At 63.2% G+C, this 14086-nt stretch carries 17 protein-coding genes; 4 read left to right on the forward strand and 13 right to left on the reverse strand.

Going from position 1 to position 14086, the window contains the following annotated elements:
* Nucleotides 1–9 precede the first annotated feature (9 nt).
* Together MESS4_RS22360 and MESS4_RS22365 are read right to left on the reverse strand one after the other, a co-directional pair.
* Nucleotides 10–318 carry a hypothetical protein gene (locus tag MESS4_RS22360; protein ID WP_006335843.1) on the reverse strand — a complete coding sequence of 103 codons (309 nt, stop codon included), beginning with the start codon at nt 316–318 and terminating at the stop codon, nt 10–12.
* Nucleotides 319–322: 4 nt separating this feature from the next.
* Nucleotides 323–889, reverse strand: a complete 567-nt coding sequence (locus tag MESS4_RS22365; protein WP_036241883.1) for an XRE family transcriptional regulator — start codon at nt 887–889, stop codon at nt 323–325.
* Between the two features lie 154 nt (nt 890–1043).
* Between MESS4_RS22365 and MESS4_RS22370 the strand changes: the two genes are divergently transcribed.
* Nucleotides 1044–2873 (forward strand): ATP-binding protein, encoded by a 1830-nt coding sequence (locus tag MESS4_RS22370; RefSeq protein WP_006335847.1) that lies wholly within the window; start codon nt 1044–1046, stop codon nt 2871–2873.
* Nucleotides 2874–2936: 63 nt separating this feature from the next.
* Here the strand turns inward: MESS4_RS22370 and MESS4_RS22375 are convergent, their stop codons facing one another.
* From MESS4_RS22375 to miaA, 4 genes are all read right to left on the reverse strand, one after another.
* Nucleotides 2937–3236, reverse strand: a complete 300-nt coding sequence (locus tag MESS4_RS22375) for a type II toxin-antitoxin system RelE/ParE family toxin (protein WP_006335848.1) — start codon at nt 3234–3236, stop codon at nt 2937–2939.
* A gap of 10 nt (nt 3237–3246) precedes the next feature.
* Complete coding sequence (locus MESS4_RS22380) at nt 3247–3513, reverse strand: type II toxin-antitoxin system ParD family antitoxin (protein ID WP_006335850.1); 267 nt, start codon at nt 3511–3513, stop codon at nt 3247–3249.
* A gap of 114 nt (nt 3514–3627) precedes the next feature.
* Nucleotides 3628–4419 (reverse strand): GGDEF domain-containing protein, encoded by a 792-nt coding sequence (locus MESS4_RS22385; RefSeq protein ID WP_036241894.1) that lies wholly within the window; start codon nt 4417–4419, stop codon nt 3628–3630.
* Between the two features lie 105 nt (nt 4420–4524).
* Entirely contained in the window at nt 4525–5517 is a 993-nt protein-coding gene (gene miaA / locus MESS4_RS22390) for a tRNA (adenosine(37)-N6)-dimethylallyltransferase MiaA (RefSeq protein WP_036241896.1), read from the reverse strand.
* On the opposite strand from miaA, the gene serB reads away from it, so the two are divergent.
* Nucleotides 5507–6409, forward strand: coding sequence for a phosphoserine phosphatase SerB (serB, locus tag MESS4_RS22395; RefSeq protein ID WP_081609827.1), 903 nt, complete (start codon nt 5507–5509; stop codon nt 6407–6409). The genes miaA and serB overlap by 11 nt on opposite strands.
* The gene (locus MESS4_RS22400; RefSeq protein WP_006335862.1) at nt 6406–6978 is read left to right on the forward strand and encodes a GNAT family N-acetyltransferase; all 573 of its coding nucleotides are present in this window, start codon (nt 6406–6408) and stop codon (nt 6976–6978) included. The genes serB and MESS4_RS22400 overlap by 4 nt, the downstream gene beginning before the upstream one ends.
* Before the next feature lie 46 nt (nt 6979–7024).
* Here MESS4_RS22400 and MESS4_RS22405 read toward each other — a convergent pair whose 3' ends face one another.
* From MESS4_RS22405 to MESS4_RS22430, 6 genes are all read right to left on the reverse strand, one after another.
* A complete protein-coding gene (locus MESS4_RS22405) occupies nt 7025–8539 on the reverse strand; it encodes a DegQ family serine endoprotease (RefSeq protein ID WP_006335865.1) in 1515 nt (504 codons plus the stop codon).
* Nucleotides 8540–8713: 174 nt separating this feature from the next.
* The gene (locus tag MESS4_RS22410; RefSeq protein WP_006335866.1) at nt 8714–8899 is read right to left on the reverse strand and encodes a DUF2065 domain-containing protein; all 186 of its coding nucleotides are present in this window, start codon (nt 8897–8899) and stop codon (nt 8714–8716) included.
* A gap of 6 nt (nt 8900–8905) precedes the next feature.
* Nucleotides 8906–9850, reverse strand: coding sequence for a protease modulator HflC (locus MESS4_RS22415; RefSeq protein WP_006335867.1), 945 nt, complete (start codon nt 9848–9850; stop codon nt 8906–8908).
* Nucleotides 9850–10947, reverse strand: a complete 1098-nt coding sequence (gene hflK, locus MESS4_RS22420; protein ID WP_006335868.1) for an FtsH protease activity modulator HflK — start codon at nt 10945–10947, stop codon at nt 9850–9852. The genes MESS4_RS22415 and hflK overlap by 1 nt, the downstream gene beginning before the upstream one ends.
* A 150-nt stretch (nt 10948–11097) precedes the next feature.
* Entirely contained in the window at nt 11098–11616 is a 519-nt protein-coding gene (locus MESS4_RS22425) for a dihydrofolate reductase (protein WP_006335869.1), read from the reverse strand.
* A complete protein-coding gene (locus tag MESS4_RS22430) occupies nt 11616–12635 on the reverse strand; it encodes a DUF4424 domain-containing protein (RefSeq protein WP_006335871.1) in 1020 nt (339 codons plus the stop codon). The genes MESS4_RS22425 and MESS4_RS22430 overlap by 1 nt, the downstream gene beginning before the upstream one ends.
* 244 nt (nt 12636–12879) lie before the next feature.
* Here MESS4_RS22430 and cobF point away from each other — a divergent pair, with 244 nt between their 5' ends.
* Entirely contained in the window at nt 12880–13659 is a 780-nt protein-coding gene (gene cobF / locus MESS4_RS22435) for a precorrin-6A synthase (deacetylating) (protein ID WP_006335872.1), read from the forward strand.
* 4 nt (nt 13660–13663) lie between these two features.
* Here cobF and MESS4_RS22440 read toward each other — a convergent pair whose 3' ends face one another.
* Entirely contained in the window at nt 13664–14005 is a 342-nt protein-coding gene (locus MESS4_RS22440) for a winged helix-turn-helix domain-containing protein (protein WP_006335873.1), read from the reverse strand.
* Between the last annotated feature and the right edge of the window lie 81 nt (nt 14006–14086).

The following is a 14086-nucleotide window of genomic DNA, read 5'->3' on the forward strand; positions in this document are numbered from 1 at the left end:
ATGCTGCCGTCAATCCAGACGACTGACCCGGCGTCGCTTTCGTGTTGCCTTGATCGCGGCAATGCGATCGGTGTCCTTTGGCTGCAGATGCAGCCCGCGTTCCAGGATTTCGAGCGTATATTCCTCATAGGTCAGGCCCAGCCGCTCGGCCTTGTCCATCCGCATCAGCATCACGTCGCGGCTCGGCGCCTTCCACGCCTTGGCATGCGCGGCCTGCCAGGCAAGGAAGATATAAGGGTCGCCCTTGCCCCATGGTGGCCCCTTGTAGTCGTCGAGCGGCGGCCCCCCATTGTCGGAGCGTTTGGGACGGCGTGCCATGCGTTCAGCCTCTCACCAGCGCGACCAGATAATCGGCGGCATCCGGTCCCGGAGCGTGGAAGGTGCAATCCGAAGGCGCGCCTAGCGCCAGGCAGTCGCCGGGATCGAGACTGTGCACGACATCGCCTTCGGTGAATTCCAGCAGTCCGGAAATCAGCCAGATCTGCTGCCTGATGAAGGCATAGGACGCTGCCGGAAAGCTCACCTTGGCTCCTGCAGGCAATTGGACCCGGATCAGTTCGAGCGGCATGTCCGAGACCGGCGAAAGATGTCGCCTGATATAGCCTGTGGCCGGATCGCGCCACGCCGGCTGATCGCTTTCGCGAAGCAGCCCGCCGCCTTGCAGCTCTGCCCGCGCGATCAGGGTGGAAAGCGTCATGCCGAAGGCCGCCGCGATGCGCACGAGAAGTGCCGCGGTCGGGCTCGTCTTGCCGTGCTCCATCGTGCTCAGCATGGCTTTCGACACATCCGACCGGTCGGCGAGTTCCGTCAGGGACCAGCCTCGCATGATCCTTTCCGAGCGTATCCGCCTGCCGATGGTCGAAGAGATATCATTCGCTATATCATTCATTCGTTCAACATATCGAATTATCTGAATCGAGCAAAGGGCAGTTCGATTCAATTTTCACGAATGGCTTAAGGCCCGCTGCACCATCCGGCCTCACCCCACCTTAACCTCGTCGCCGTAAGGTCGATTTCCTGGGGAAATGGGAAGCAGCCTGCTCATGTTTGTCGAACGCCAAGCCTCCGTCGGAGAACCGACAATGCAGGAGCGCCGCACTGCTGAGCAGAACGACAAGCGCATTCTGGGCAATGTCGTGCAGTGTGATGGCGCACGCGCCACCATCAGCGCCTATGCCGAGGATGCCGAAGGCACGGTCACCGGCCAATGGACCGTCGGCAAGATGATTTCCATCAATCTCGGCGCCACGCGAACCGTCGGCCTGGTCTACGGCATCGGCAAGTCGGATCGCGCCTGGAGCAATGAGGGCCAGAACCCGATCGAGGTCAGCATCGAGCTCATCGGCGAGGTGCGCGACGGTGTCGGGCCTGGCGCCAAGCCGGTTTTCGACCGCGGCATCACCTGCTATCCACATATCGGCGCCATCGCCCACCGCATCCGCAGCCGCGACCTGCAGGCGGTCTACGATCTTGCCGGGCGCCATTCGATCACCATCGGCACGCTGTCGCAGGACGAGACGATCGACGCCAATATCGCCATCGACGACACGCTGGCGCGGCACTTCGCCATTGTCGGCACCACCGGCGTCGGCAAATCCACGGCGGTGTCGCTGCTCTTGCGCAAGTCGATCGCCGCCAGGCCCGACCTGCGCGTCCTCATCCTCGATCCGCACAACGAATTCGCGGCGTCCTTGCCGGAATACTGCGTCAAGGTGGATTCGACGACGCTGGATCTTCCCTTCTGGATGTTCAAGCTGGAGGAATTCGCCGAGGTCCTGTTTCGCGGGCGTGAGACCGTGCCGGAGGAAGTCGATGCCTTGCGCGATCTCATCCCCGCCGCCAAGAGCCTGTACCGCAACCCGAACTCGGGCACCTCTCTCAGACGTGGCGCCGACGCGCTGACCGCGGACACGCCGATGCCGTACCGCATTGCCGATCTCATCAAGCAGATCGACGAGCGCATGGGACTGCTGGAAAGCAAGAATGACCGTCCCACCCTCAGATCGCTGAAGACGCGCATCGAATCGGCGGCCGCGGATCCGCGCTACCGCTTCATGTTCAATTCGCGGCTGATCGAGGACACCATCCACGAGACGATCGGCAACATCTTCCGCGTGCCGCATCATGGCCGCCCGGTCACCTGCTTCGAGATGGCCGGCATGCCATCGGAAGTCGTCAATTCCGTCTGTTCGGTGCTGGCGCGTCTGGCCTTCGACCTGGCGCTGTGGAGCGAAGGCAGGCTGCGGCTGCTGTTTCTGTGCGAGGAAGCGCACCGCTATATGCCGGCCGATCCTCGCCTTGGTTTTGCACCGACACGGCACGCGCTGTCGCGCATCGCCAAGGAAGGCCGCAAATATGGCTGCTATCTCGGCGTCGTCACCCAGCGCCCGGGAGAGCTCGATCCCACCATCCTGTCGCAGTGCTCGACCTTCTTCGCCATGCGGCTCGCCAACGAGCAGGACCAGGCGATCATCCGCTCGGCGATCGCCGATTCCTCGGCCTCGACGCTTGCCTTCCTGTCTTCCATGGGTCAGCGCGAAGCCATCGCCTTCGGCGAAGGCGTGGCGACGACCATGCGGCTGAAGTTCGAGAAGATGTCCGAAGACCTGATCCCAGGCACGGCCAAGCGCGAACAAGCCTTGCCGTCCGAGGTCGGCAATGATGTCGATCTGGTGGCGATCGTCGAAAGGCTGCGCAACGTGCCGAAACCGCAACAGGCGATGGCGTTCGCCGAAGTCGTTGACACAAGCCGGCAGGCCGGTGATCCCGACTACCGCAAGCCGCCCGCTCCACGCGTTCAGCCGGACGAGGATTTCGACATGCGCTACGGCCTCAAGCCGGCAACCTTCGGCCTGCGCCCGCAAAACGACTGAGCCGGGCTACCAGTCCCAAAAAAGGAGTGGAAGGGTTCGGGAGCCGGAGTGGCAGGCATCTAGCTAGAGACGTTCTTCGAGGAATTCCGGCGAGATGTTCCGGCCGCCATAGAAAATGCCCAAAATCAGCACGTGCTCTCCCTTGAGGGCGAAAGCGATGCTGACAGTGCGCCGGTAGCCGATAATGCGCAGACCAGGCATGACCTCCAGCCGCTCGGTGCCCCGTTGCGGGAACGTCGAGAGCCCGAGGCAATGGTCGCGGATACCGGCAACGAAATTCCAGGCGATAGTGGGCGAGGCTCGCTGCGTGATATCGTCATAGAGGCCTTTGCAGCTCTGCCTCGGCCTCGGGGTGAAAGACAACCTCCATCCCCTACTTGGCTTTCGCCAGGTTCGCTCGGTGACGCGCTTCAAGTCGGGAAAAGACCGTGTCGGCCGGGATACCCTTCGCCCGATCCTGCTGGAATTCGGTCAGGCGGGAAGGTATCTCCTCGCGGAGCCACTTCTCCCGCTCCGCCTCGAAATCCTCAAGCATGCGCAGGCCCGCGCGGACAACCTCGCTAGCATTGTTATAGCGGCCGGATTCGAGTTGCTTCCTGATGAAGCTCTCGTAGTGATCGTTCAGGGCGTAATTTGGCATGGCGGCCTCCTATCGGGATTATAGGGTCGAACAGCGATTTAGCAATAGATATCAACTATTGACAATGGCTTTTTTTCGCCAGACAGCCAGCCTCACGAATGCAATGACGGGATTTCAGGCGCAGACGCGGTTGCGGCCTTGCCTCTTCGCTTCATAGAGCTGGCGGTCGGCGCGGCGATAGAACTCTTCGGCGGTTTCCTTACGGTCCCAGATGGCGAGGCCGACGCTGGTGGTGATCTTCAGGCGGACATTGCCTGACAATATCGACATGTTGGCGATCGCCTTGCGGATGCGCTCGGCGAATTTGGACAGAAGCTCGGCGTCCATGTTGGGCGTGACCACCGCGAACTCCTCGCCGCCCAGCCGCGCCACCACGTCGTGATAGCGCGTCATGTCCTTGAGACAGTTGGCGACCGCCCGCAGCACCTCGTCGCCGACATCATGGCCATGGGTATCGTTGACCTGCTTGAAATGGTCGAGATCGAGGATCATCAGCCCGACCGGCTTCTCGATGCGGCGGAACTCCTCGAGATATTCCTTCAGCGCATCGTCGAAATAGCGCCGGTTCTGCATGCCGGTCAGGCTGTCGGTCAGCGCCGCATGCTCCAGCGTTTCCGAGCGCTCACTGAGCGACACCGTCATGGCGCGCAGCTTGCCTTCTTCCATCGCCTGCTTGCGGATCAGCGGATAGATGAAGAAAATGCCGAAGAACAGCGCAGTCGCCAAGAGAACGCCGGTCGCAAACAGCAGCTTGTTGAGATAGACAATCTCGTCGACCTTGGAGGGCGTATGGACCTCGTCGGCGAAGGCTTGCAGAAGCCCATAGGCGTGAAGCGTCACCAGGCCAGCGGCCAGGATCACGAAGATAAACACGAAAAAGGCTGATTCCGCCTTGTGGAAACGCATCTGGCCGCCGCTGGAAAATTCCTGCAAACCTTATGGCACGCAGGGGCCTTACGGAGGGTTAATCGAGACAACTTCGACGGGAAATCTCCCTTCGAGATCAACTTTTCAGTTTGCACCGGAAAGAGGCGCTGAAACCGCTGATACCACGCCATCGCCGGGGCGCAGTCTCCGCCATTCCGGGCCCAACTGATGCCTGAACCATGTGGCCTGCCGCTTGGCATATTGTCGCGTCGCGATCTTGGCGCGCTCGATCGCCTCGGAAAAGCTCAAGATCCCGGCCATCGCCGCCTGAAGTTCGCGGACGCCGATCGCCTTCATCGCCGGTAGGTCGGCATCGAGGCCAAGTGCGGCTAGCCGCCTGACCTCTTCAAGGGCGCCCTTGTCCAGCATGCGGTCGAACCGCGCCTCGATGCGGCTCACCAGCGCGGCCCGCTCCGGTTCGATCACAAAGAAGCGCGTGCTGTCCCTGTCGATCAGCGGCCGGCCGCGCATCGCCTGCCAGTCCAGAATGGATCGGCCCGATGCGTCGAGCACCTCCAGCGCCCGCACGATGCGCTGGCCGTCGGTCGGCTTAAGCACCATGCCGGCCGCCGAATCCTCGCGCAGCAGGATGCGGTGCAGCTTGGCCGCTCCCTGCTCCTGGAGTTCGTAGCGCCAGCGGTCGCGGACCTGCTGCGGAATCTCGGGCATTTCCGAAATGCCTTCCGCAAGCGCCCGGAAATAAAGTCCGGTCCCGCCGACAAAAATCACCGGCCGTTCGAAGAGCGTACCCTCGGGCCGTTCGAAGAACGTGCCTTCGTCGATCAGCTTCATCACGTCGCGCAGCCAGGCGCCGGTGGAGTAGGCGATGGAGGGATGGACATGGCCGTAGAGATAATGCGGGGCGCGGACGAGTTCGGCGGCGTTCGGCCGCGCCGTCAGCACGTCGAGCACTGAATAGCCTTGCATGGAATCGGTGTTGACGATGACGCCGCCCTTGCGTTCGGCGAGATCGAGCGCAAGCGCCGACTTGCCGCTGGCGGTCGGCCCGGCTATCAGGATCGCGTTCTTCACGCGGCCCTCGCCCGCCTGCCCACCGGAATTCTCGATGCCGCTGATCGCCACGCCCTTGATCGCCACGCTCGTATCCCATCCCGCCGGCCACGCATTGTCGCCGGCGATTGCGAATATGGCGTCCCTGTCGGTCGGCGCAAGCGCCGTTCGCTGGCTGGCCGACGGGATCGCCTGCGATCTCGCTTTGCCCGAAGCGGCCGAAGCCGCTGAAACGACCGCCAGCCTGCGCGCCGCGCTCGCCGCCGAACCGGTCGACGTGGTCGTTCAGCATTCCGAGGCAAGGCGAAAGAAGATCCTCATCGCCGATATGGATTCGACGATGATCGACCAGGAATGCATCGACGAACTGGCCGACGAGATCGGCGTCAAGGATCGCGTTGCCGCGATCACGGCGCGATCGATGAATGGCGAGATCGCTTTCGAGCCGGCCCTGCGCGAGCGGGTGGCGTTGCTGAAAGGTCTCGACGCTGCCGTGGTCGACCGCATCATCGCCAACCGCTTGACGCTGGCCTCCGGTGGCCGCTCACTTGTGCAGACCATGCGTGCCAATGGCGCCTGGACAGCGCTAATATCCGGTGGCTTCAACGTCTTCACCGCGCGCATCGCGGCGATGCTCGGTTTCCAGGAGAACCGCGCCAATCGCCTGATCGAAGAAGACGGCCGGTTCGCCGGGCTGGTGGCCGAGCCGATCCTCGGCCGCGCCGCCAAGGCCGATGCGCTGCTCGAGATTGCGGCGCGCCTCGGCCTGACGAGCGCCGACGCCATCGCCGTCGGCGATGGCGCCAACGACCTCGACATGATCCGTCTTGCCGGCACCGGTGTCGCCTTGCACGCCAAGCCGGCGGTGGCGGCCGAGGCCAAGGTCCGCATCGACCATGGCGACCTGACGGCGCTGCTTTATCTGCAGGGGTACCGGCGCGAGGAGTTTGCAGAATGAAGCCGATCCGCACCGAGCGCCTGATCCTGCGCAATTGGGAGGAGCGCGACCGCGACCTCTTTCACCGGATCAATTCCGACGAGCGCGTCATGGAATTTTTTCCGTTCCGCCGCGACCGTGCCACCGCCGACGCCAAGATGGACGAATTCCGCGCCTGGATCGCCGAGGACGGATATGGTTTCGCTGCCGCCGAGATCGCTGAAACCCGCGAATGCATCGGCTTCGTCGGCCTCTTCGATACCGATCATCTGCCCTTCCTGCCGGCCGGTACCGTCGAGATCGGCTGGCGGCTGGCGCCGGAATTCTGGGGACACGGCTATGTCACCGAGGCAGCCGAAGCGTGGCTCGCCCATGGCTTCGAAACACTTGGCCTGGAGGAAATCGTCTCCTTCGCCGTCAGGAATAACCGTCGTTCCACGGCGGTCATGGAGCGCCTCGGCATGACCGCCGACCCGGCCAGCGATTTCGACCATCCCGGCATTCCCGACAGCCACCCCGCGCTCAAGCGGCATGTGTTCTACAGGCTCTCGCGCAAGGATTGGCAGACAAGAAGAAGGGCGGTCCGCTAGCCGCCCTTCTTCTCATAAAGTCAAAGCGATGCAGGCTTTACCAGACTCAATCCATCCGGATCGTCACGAACCTCAACTCACCGGTCTTCGACGCCAGCATCAGAAGCGCGTTCTTGCGGCCCTGCTCCTTCAGCGCACCGATCCGGTCCATGACGTCCTTGGGCGTGGCAACCGATTCCTGGGCGATCTCGGTGATCACCTCGCCGGCCTGGATGCCGCGTTCGGCCGCGGCAGAATCCTTGGCGACATCGGTGATGACGACGCCGGAGACATCGGCGGCGATGCCGAATTTCGTGCGCGTCTCGTCGTTGAGCTCGCCGACGGTCATGCCGAGCACGGCAGCCGTTGAAACGGCGGGCGCCTTGTCGCCATCGTCCTGGTCGGTGTTGCCGTCTTCGCCGCTGGCAAGCTTTTCGCCGTCCTCGAGCCGGCCGAGCGTCACCTTCACGGTCTGCTCGACACCCTTGCGCACGATGACCACGTCGACGGCCTTGCCGACCGTGCTTTCGGCCACGACGCGCGGCAGATCGCGCATTTCACGAATGTCCTTGCCATCGAACTTGATGATGACGTCGCCCGCCAGGATGGTGCCATTGTCGACCGGCCCGCCCTTGATGACGCCGGCGACCAGCGCGCCCTTGGCGGTCGCCATGCCGAGGCTTTCGGCGATGTCGTCCGTCACCGGCTGGATGCGCACGCCGAGCCAGCCGCGCCGCGTCTCGCCGAACTGGCGGAGCTGGTCGACGACGCCCGAGGCGAGCTGCGCGGGAATGGAGAAGCCGATACCGATCGAACCGCCGGACGGCGAGATGATCGCCGTGTTGATGCCGATCACTTCGCCGACGCTGTTGAACAGCGGTCCGCCGGAATTGCCGCGATTGATCGCGGCGTCGGTCTGGATGAAATCGTCATAGGGACCGGAATTGATGTCGCGGTTGCGGGCCGAGACGATGCCGACCGTCACCGTACCGCCGAGGCCGAACGGGTTGCCGATCGCCATCACCCAGTCGCCGACCCGCATCTTGTTGGAATCGCCGAACTTTACCGCTGTCAACTTGTGTCCCTTCGGATCGACCTTCAGCACCGCAACGTCTGTCTTGATGTCGGTGCCGACCAGCGTCGCCTTGAGCGTCACGCCGTCTGAGAAATTCACCTCGATATCGTCGGCATCGGCGATGACGTGGTTGTTGGTCACCACGATGCCCTGCTCGGCATCGACCACGAAACCGGAGCCCAGCGACTGCACCTTCTGCGCACCGTTATCCTTGTCGCCGCCACGGTTCTTGAAGAAATCGTCGAAGAAATCCTGGAACGGCGACCCCTCGGGAAGCTGCGGCATCGGCACCGCGCCCGGACCTTCCGTACCCTTCACCGTCTGCGAGGTCGAGATGTTGACCACGGCGCCCAGCAGGCCTTGCGCGAGATCGGCGACCGAAGGTGGCCCGTCCGCGGCCAGCGTCGGCGTCACGAAGGACGGGGCGGCAAGGGCGCCGATAAGAAGTGCGGCCGCACCAGCGGTGAACGTCCGCCTCGCCGCGCGCAAGAAGCTGTTGGATGTCATCGAGAGGTCTCCCGGTGTCTTTTGACAGAAAGGTGTTTCTGTCTGAAAGAAAAGCGCTTCGACAAAAACGCCGCGTCGCGCCATGTTGGCAAGAAATACGGCACGTTTGCGGCTATGACTATCGGCGGAAGATAAATCCTCCGTTATCCTGAAATCATAGGCCCGATCGCGTCATCAGCCACGCACCAGCCAGACGATGCCGACGCCGATGACGATCGCCGCCAGCCCCGCGATCCGCAGCGCGTTCTCCGGCATGGACAGCACTTCACCGGCGAGTTTCTTGGCAAAGCCGGGAAAGCCGCCATAGACCAGGCCCTCGATGACGAGAACCAGGCCTATTGCGGCGAAGAAATCCTGCACCGGCCGTTACTGGCCGGTGCCTGGCTGCGCTGCCGGTGCGGCAGGTGCCGCTTGCGGCTTCGCCGGCGTGTCCTTGCCGCCGGGATCGCGGAAGAAGCGGAAGAACTCGGAGTTCGGCGACAGCACCATGGTCGTCCCGGTATTGTCCAGCGCCGTGCCATAGGCATTCATCGACCGATAGAAATCGAAGAAGGCCGGGTCGCGCTGATAGGCCTCGGCGAAGGTGGCGCTGCGCTGGGCTTCGCCCTCGCCGCGCAGGATTTCCGATTCCTTCTGCGCCTCGGCGACGATCTCCACCACCTCGCGGTCGGCGCGCGCCTTGATGCGCTGCGCCGCCTCGTTGCCGCGCGCCCGCAGCCGCTCTGCTTCGGCCAGACGTTCGGCCTTCATGCGGTCGAAGGTCTGCTGCGAGACTTCCGCCGTCAGGTCGGTCCGGCGGATACGCACATCCTCGATCTGCAGGCCAAGCGACGTGGCGTCGGGCCTGAGCTGATCGCGCACCTCGCGCATCATGACGGCCCGCTCTTCCGAGAGCGCCGCTTCGAAGTCGCGCAAGCCGTAGACACGACGCAAGGCGGCGTCGAGACGCGTCCTCAGCCGTGCCTCGGCCAGTTCGATCTGGCCGGATACCGCGGCGCGGAAGACACGCGGATCCGAGATGCGATAGGCGATGAAGGCGTCGACCTCGTAGAACTTGCCGCCCGAAACCTGGACGCGGATGTTGTCGAGGTCGAAGCGCAGCACCCTGTTCTCGATCAGCTGCACGCTATCGGCATCGAAGAAGGCGAACGGCGCCTTGAAATAGATGCCCGGCTGGTTCTTGACTTCGACGATCTCGCCGAACCTGAGCACCAGCGCCTGCTGGCGCGCATTGACCACGAAGACCGACGAATAGAGCAGGAACAGGATGACCGCGGCGATGACGGCGATGACGGGAAGACGGTTGGCCATCACTGGTTTCCTCCAAGGACCGGCGCCGGCGCCTTCTGCTGCAATGCCGGCAGCGGCAGATAGGGAACGACCCCTTGCCCGTTGCCTTGCTCGACGATGACCTTGTTCGAATCCTTCAGGACCTTCTCCATCGTTTCCAGATAAAGCCGCTTGCGCGTCACATCCGGCGCCTTGGCGTATTCGTCATAGACCGAGATGAAGCGCTGCGCCTCGCCTTCGGCCTCCTGCACGACCCGGTTCTTGTAGGCGGCCGCGTCTTCGCGGACTTGTGCGGCCTCGCCGCGCGCCTGGCCGAGCTTCTGGTTGGAATACTGGTTGGCCTGCTCGACGAACTTGTCCTCATCCTGTTCGGCGCGCTGCACCTCATCGAAGGCGTCGGCCACTTCGCGTGGCGGCGCGGCATCCTCGATCGAAATCGCATTGACGTTCAGGCCGGCCTTGTAGCCGTCGAGCGTCGTCTGGATGATTTCGCGCACCGATGCCGCAATGCCCTGGCGATCGTCGCGGAAAATGTCCTGCGCCGGTCGCCGGCCAACCGCTTCGCGCATGGCGCTCTCGGCGACCTGCCGCAGCATGCCGTCGGGATCGGACACGTCGAACAGATAGGCCCTCGGATCGGAGACCTGATAGGCCACCGAGAACTGGACGTTGACGATGTTCTGGTCGCCCGAAAGCATCAGGCCTTCGCCGCTGGTGTTGCCGCCGCCGATGTCGACGAGCTGTTCGGCGATGGTTGCCGTCTCGACCGTTTCGATGGGCCACCAATGGAAATGCAGGCCGGGCTGCGAGAGCTCCGCCTTCGGCTTGCCGAACCTCAGTTCAACCGCAACCTCGTCGGGCTGCACGGTATAGACCGCCTTGAATGCCCACAGCACGACAAGTGCTGCCGCGATCAGCCCGAACACGGCTGGGCTGGCGCCGCCACCGCCCGGCAAAGCACGCCGCAGCCTGTCCTGGCCGCGCCGGATGATGTCTTCGAGATCAGGAGGCGAGCCCTGTGGACCGCTCGGTCCCTTCGGTCCCTGCCCCCAGGGTCCCGGATTGTTGCCGCCGCCCCATGGGCCGCCGCCTCCGCCGCTCTTGTCGTTCCAGGGCATGAATGTCCTTTCGCTTGGAATTTCCTCAAGCGCCGGTTCAACGGCGCAAAATCCAATGTTGTTCTTCTATAGGGATGCGACGGCGCGCTTTCAACGCGATCGGTCGCCGACATCATCCGTTTTGAACCGGTCGCAACCCTTTATTGTCTCTCAATGCACGTCGCGGCGTCGCTCGTAAACAGAATAGCGCGTGGCGTGACTATCCTTTTCACCAGCCGGAACGTCTTGCGAGCGGACAACGTGCCACAAATCCGGGTCGATCGGCGGGAAATGCGCGTCACCGTCGACCGCGGCCAGGATATGGGTGACATGCAAGCGGTCGGCCAGCGGCAGCGCCTGGGCATAGATCTCGCCGCCGCCGATGACGCAGATTTCGTCGGCGCCGGCCATGCAGCGTCCGCGCACCGTCGCCAGCCTGATCGCCTCATCGAGCGAATGCGCGATTTCGACGCCCTCAGTGCGCCATGCCGTGTCGCGGGTCACCACGATATTCAACCTGCCCGGCAGCGGCCGGCCGATGCCTTCATAGGTCTTGCGGCCCATGATGACGGGCTTGCCCATCGTGTCGGCCTTGAACCGCTTGAGATCGGTGGAAAGCCGCCACGGCAAGCCGCCATCGCGCCCGATCACACCGTTTTCGGCGATGGCGACATAGATGGCGACGTCCATCAGCCGCCGTTCCCGCCATCGCTGCCACCGGTCGGCTCCAGCAGCAAAATGTCAATGTCGCGCTCGGGATAGAAATCCTGCGCAGTCATCTCGAACGTCGTCGGCCCGACCTTCCTGACATTGTCGCCGCAGAACGAGACCAGGTTCTTCGGATCGCCCTTGTCGATGGTCAGCTTGAATTTGCCGATGGTGCCCGCCGCCCAGTTGCCGCCGGTGGTCAGGATATAGGCGATGCGGTTCTCGAAATATTTCGGGGTGCCGTCGGGATCGTCCTTGGCCGCCCTGCGGATCGCGTTCTCGAACGCATCGTCCATGCAATAGCGAGTCTTATAGGCGCCATATTGGCCCTGGAATTTGCCATCATAAAAGAAACTGACCGAGGACGTGCCGCCGACGCTCGGCTTGTAACGGTGGGCGACATGGACCGCCTTGTTGGCGGGAAAGGTGGAGCGCCACCAATAGGTCGAGCGCAATTGCCAGAACGGCGCATGGACGGTCTTCATGCCCGAACCGTCGTCGGCGGTGTCCTCGATGATGATGCCGCGGTTGATCCAGTCGTCGGCGACCGCCGGCGGCAGCTTCGCCAGCGCCGCCTTGGCCGCGTCGCCGAACGGATAGAACGGCACGTTTTGCGCCTTGAGATCGGCGCTGATGTCGATGCCGAGCGCGAACACCTTCTGCTCGAGCTGCGGCTTTGCCGCCACGCCGTCGATCGTCACCTCGAAGCCGAGGAAATTGTCGCTCTGGTCCTCGGGGATCGCCGGCATCTCGTTCGGGTCGCCCTCGATGTCGGGCATCGGAAAGGCGACGATCGCATCGACATCCTTGTCCGTATTGTTGCGGAAGACGTAGTCGACCGTCACCTTGTCCGCCGAGATGAAGAGATCCTCGCTTTCCATCGCCACCGCGTCGCTGCGCGACAGGATCAGCCCGCCCGTGCCCAGTTCGGCAACCGAATCATTGGCGAGCGCGGGCGCGGCGCAAAGCGCCAGCGCCGCGGTCACAACATATCGAAACATCGAGGCTCCCCTTGCTGCGAGAACGTCGCCGACCCTATCGCATCGGCCCGAAAATCGGAATCGATTTTCGGAAAGCACGATGCGTGGATTAAAAGTGCTAGAGCGTACTTTGTGCGTCCAAGTGGACGCACGTCGCTCTAGCCGTTCGATGTGGCGTTTCAAAGCCTTCCGCGCGTCATGGACGCTTGCGCACATGCCCATGGTTATCTGGACACAAACGCTCCGATCGGGCAGGAGTTCGCCCATGCGCAAGCTTCTCGTCATCGGCATCGGCGCCGGCAATCCCGACCATATGACCGTGCAGGCCATCGACGGCTTGAACCGGGCAGACGTGCTGTTCATTCCCGACAAGGGCGCGGCGAAGAACGATCTCGCCGAATTGCGCCGCCAGATTTGCGACCGCTTCGTCACCAAACCGAACTCGCGCCGCGTCGAATTCGAGGTGCCGGTGCGCGCCGAGCCGGCGCCCTCCTACCGCTCGACCGTCGATGACTGGCATGAGGCGATCGCCGCGATCTATGAAGGCCTGATCCGCGACGAACTTGCGCAAGACGGCTGTGGCGCCCTCCTGATCTGGGGCGATCCCTCGCTCTACGACAGCGCGCTGCGCATCCTGGAGCGTGTGCGCCTCAGGGGCAATGTCGAGTTCGAGCTGGAGGTCATTCCAGGCATCACCGCCGTCCAGGCCCTCGCCGCCAGCCACAAAATAGCGCTGAACCGCATCGGTGACGCTATCCTGATCACCACCGGTCGCCGGCTCACCGAGGAGGGTTTGCCCGACAATGCCGGCAGCACCGTCGTCATGCTCGACGGCAAATGCGCGTTCAACACGCTGGAGGACAAGGATGCCGTCATCCACTGGGGCGCCTATCTCGGCACGCCCGACGAGATCCTCATCTCCGGCCGCCTCGGCGATGTCGGCGACGAGATCGAGCGCGTTCGCGAAGAAGCCCGCCAAAGAAAGGGCTGGATCATGGACACCTATCTGCTGCGCAAGCCTGGCGAGCCTGAGGACGAACGCTAAACTCCTAGCCTGCGTCGATCTCCGCCTGCAGTGCCTCCATATGCGCCGCTGCCGCGGAAGTGGCCGCCCGCTCGATGGCGCGAAAGCGGCTGACCACCGCAAGTCCTACCGGGGTCAGTTGGGCGCCGCCGCCTTTCCTGCCGCCCGTCTGCGCCGCGACCAGCGGCTTGCCGAACACCCGGTTCATGTCCTCGACCAGGTCCCAGGCATGCTTGTAGGACATTTCCATGCCGCGCGCCGCGGCCGAGATCGAGCCGAAGGCCGCGATCTGCTCCAGAAGCTCGATCTTGCCCGGCCCGATGCGCCCGTCTGGATCGAGATTTATCCGCAAGCTCAGCGACGGCATTTTTCCTCCTCCGCGATCATGCCCAGACTCACGCCCGCATCCAGACTAATGTCTCTTCGACCATATCGCTATTCCAAAGAA

This window comes from Mesorhizobium sp. STM 4661 (assembly GCF_000359125.1).
In the GTDB taxonomy this organism is placed as follows: domain Bacteria; phylum Pseudomonadota; class Alphaproteobacteria; order Rhizobiales; family Rhizobiaceae; genus Mesorhizobium.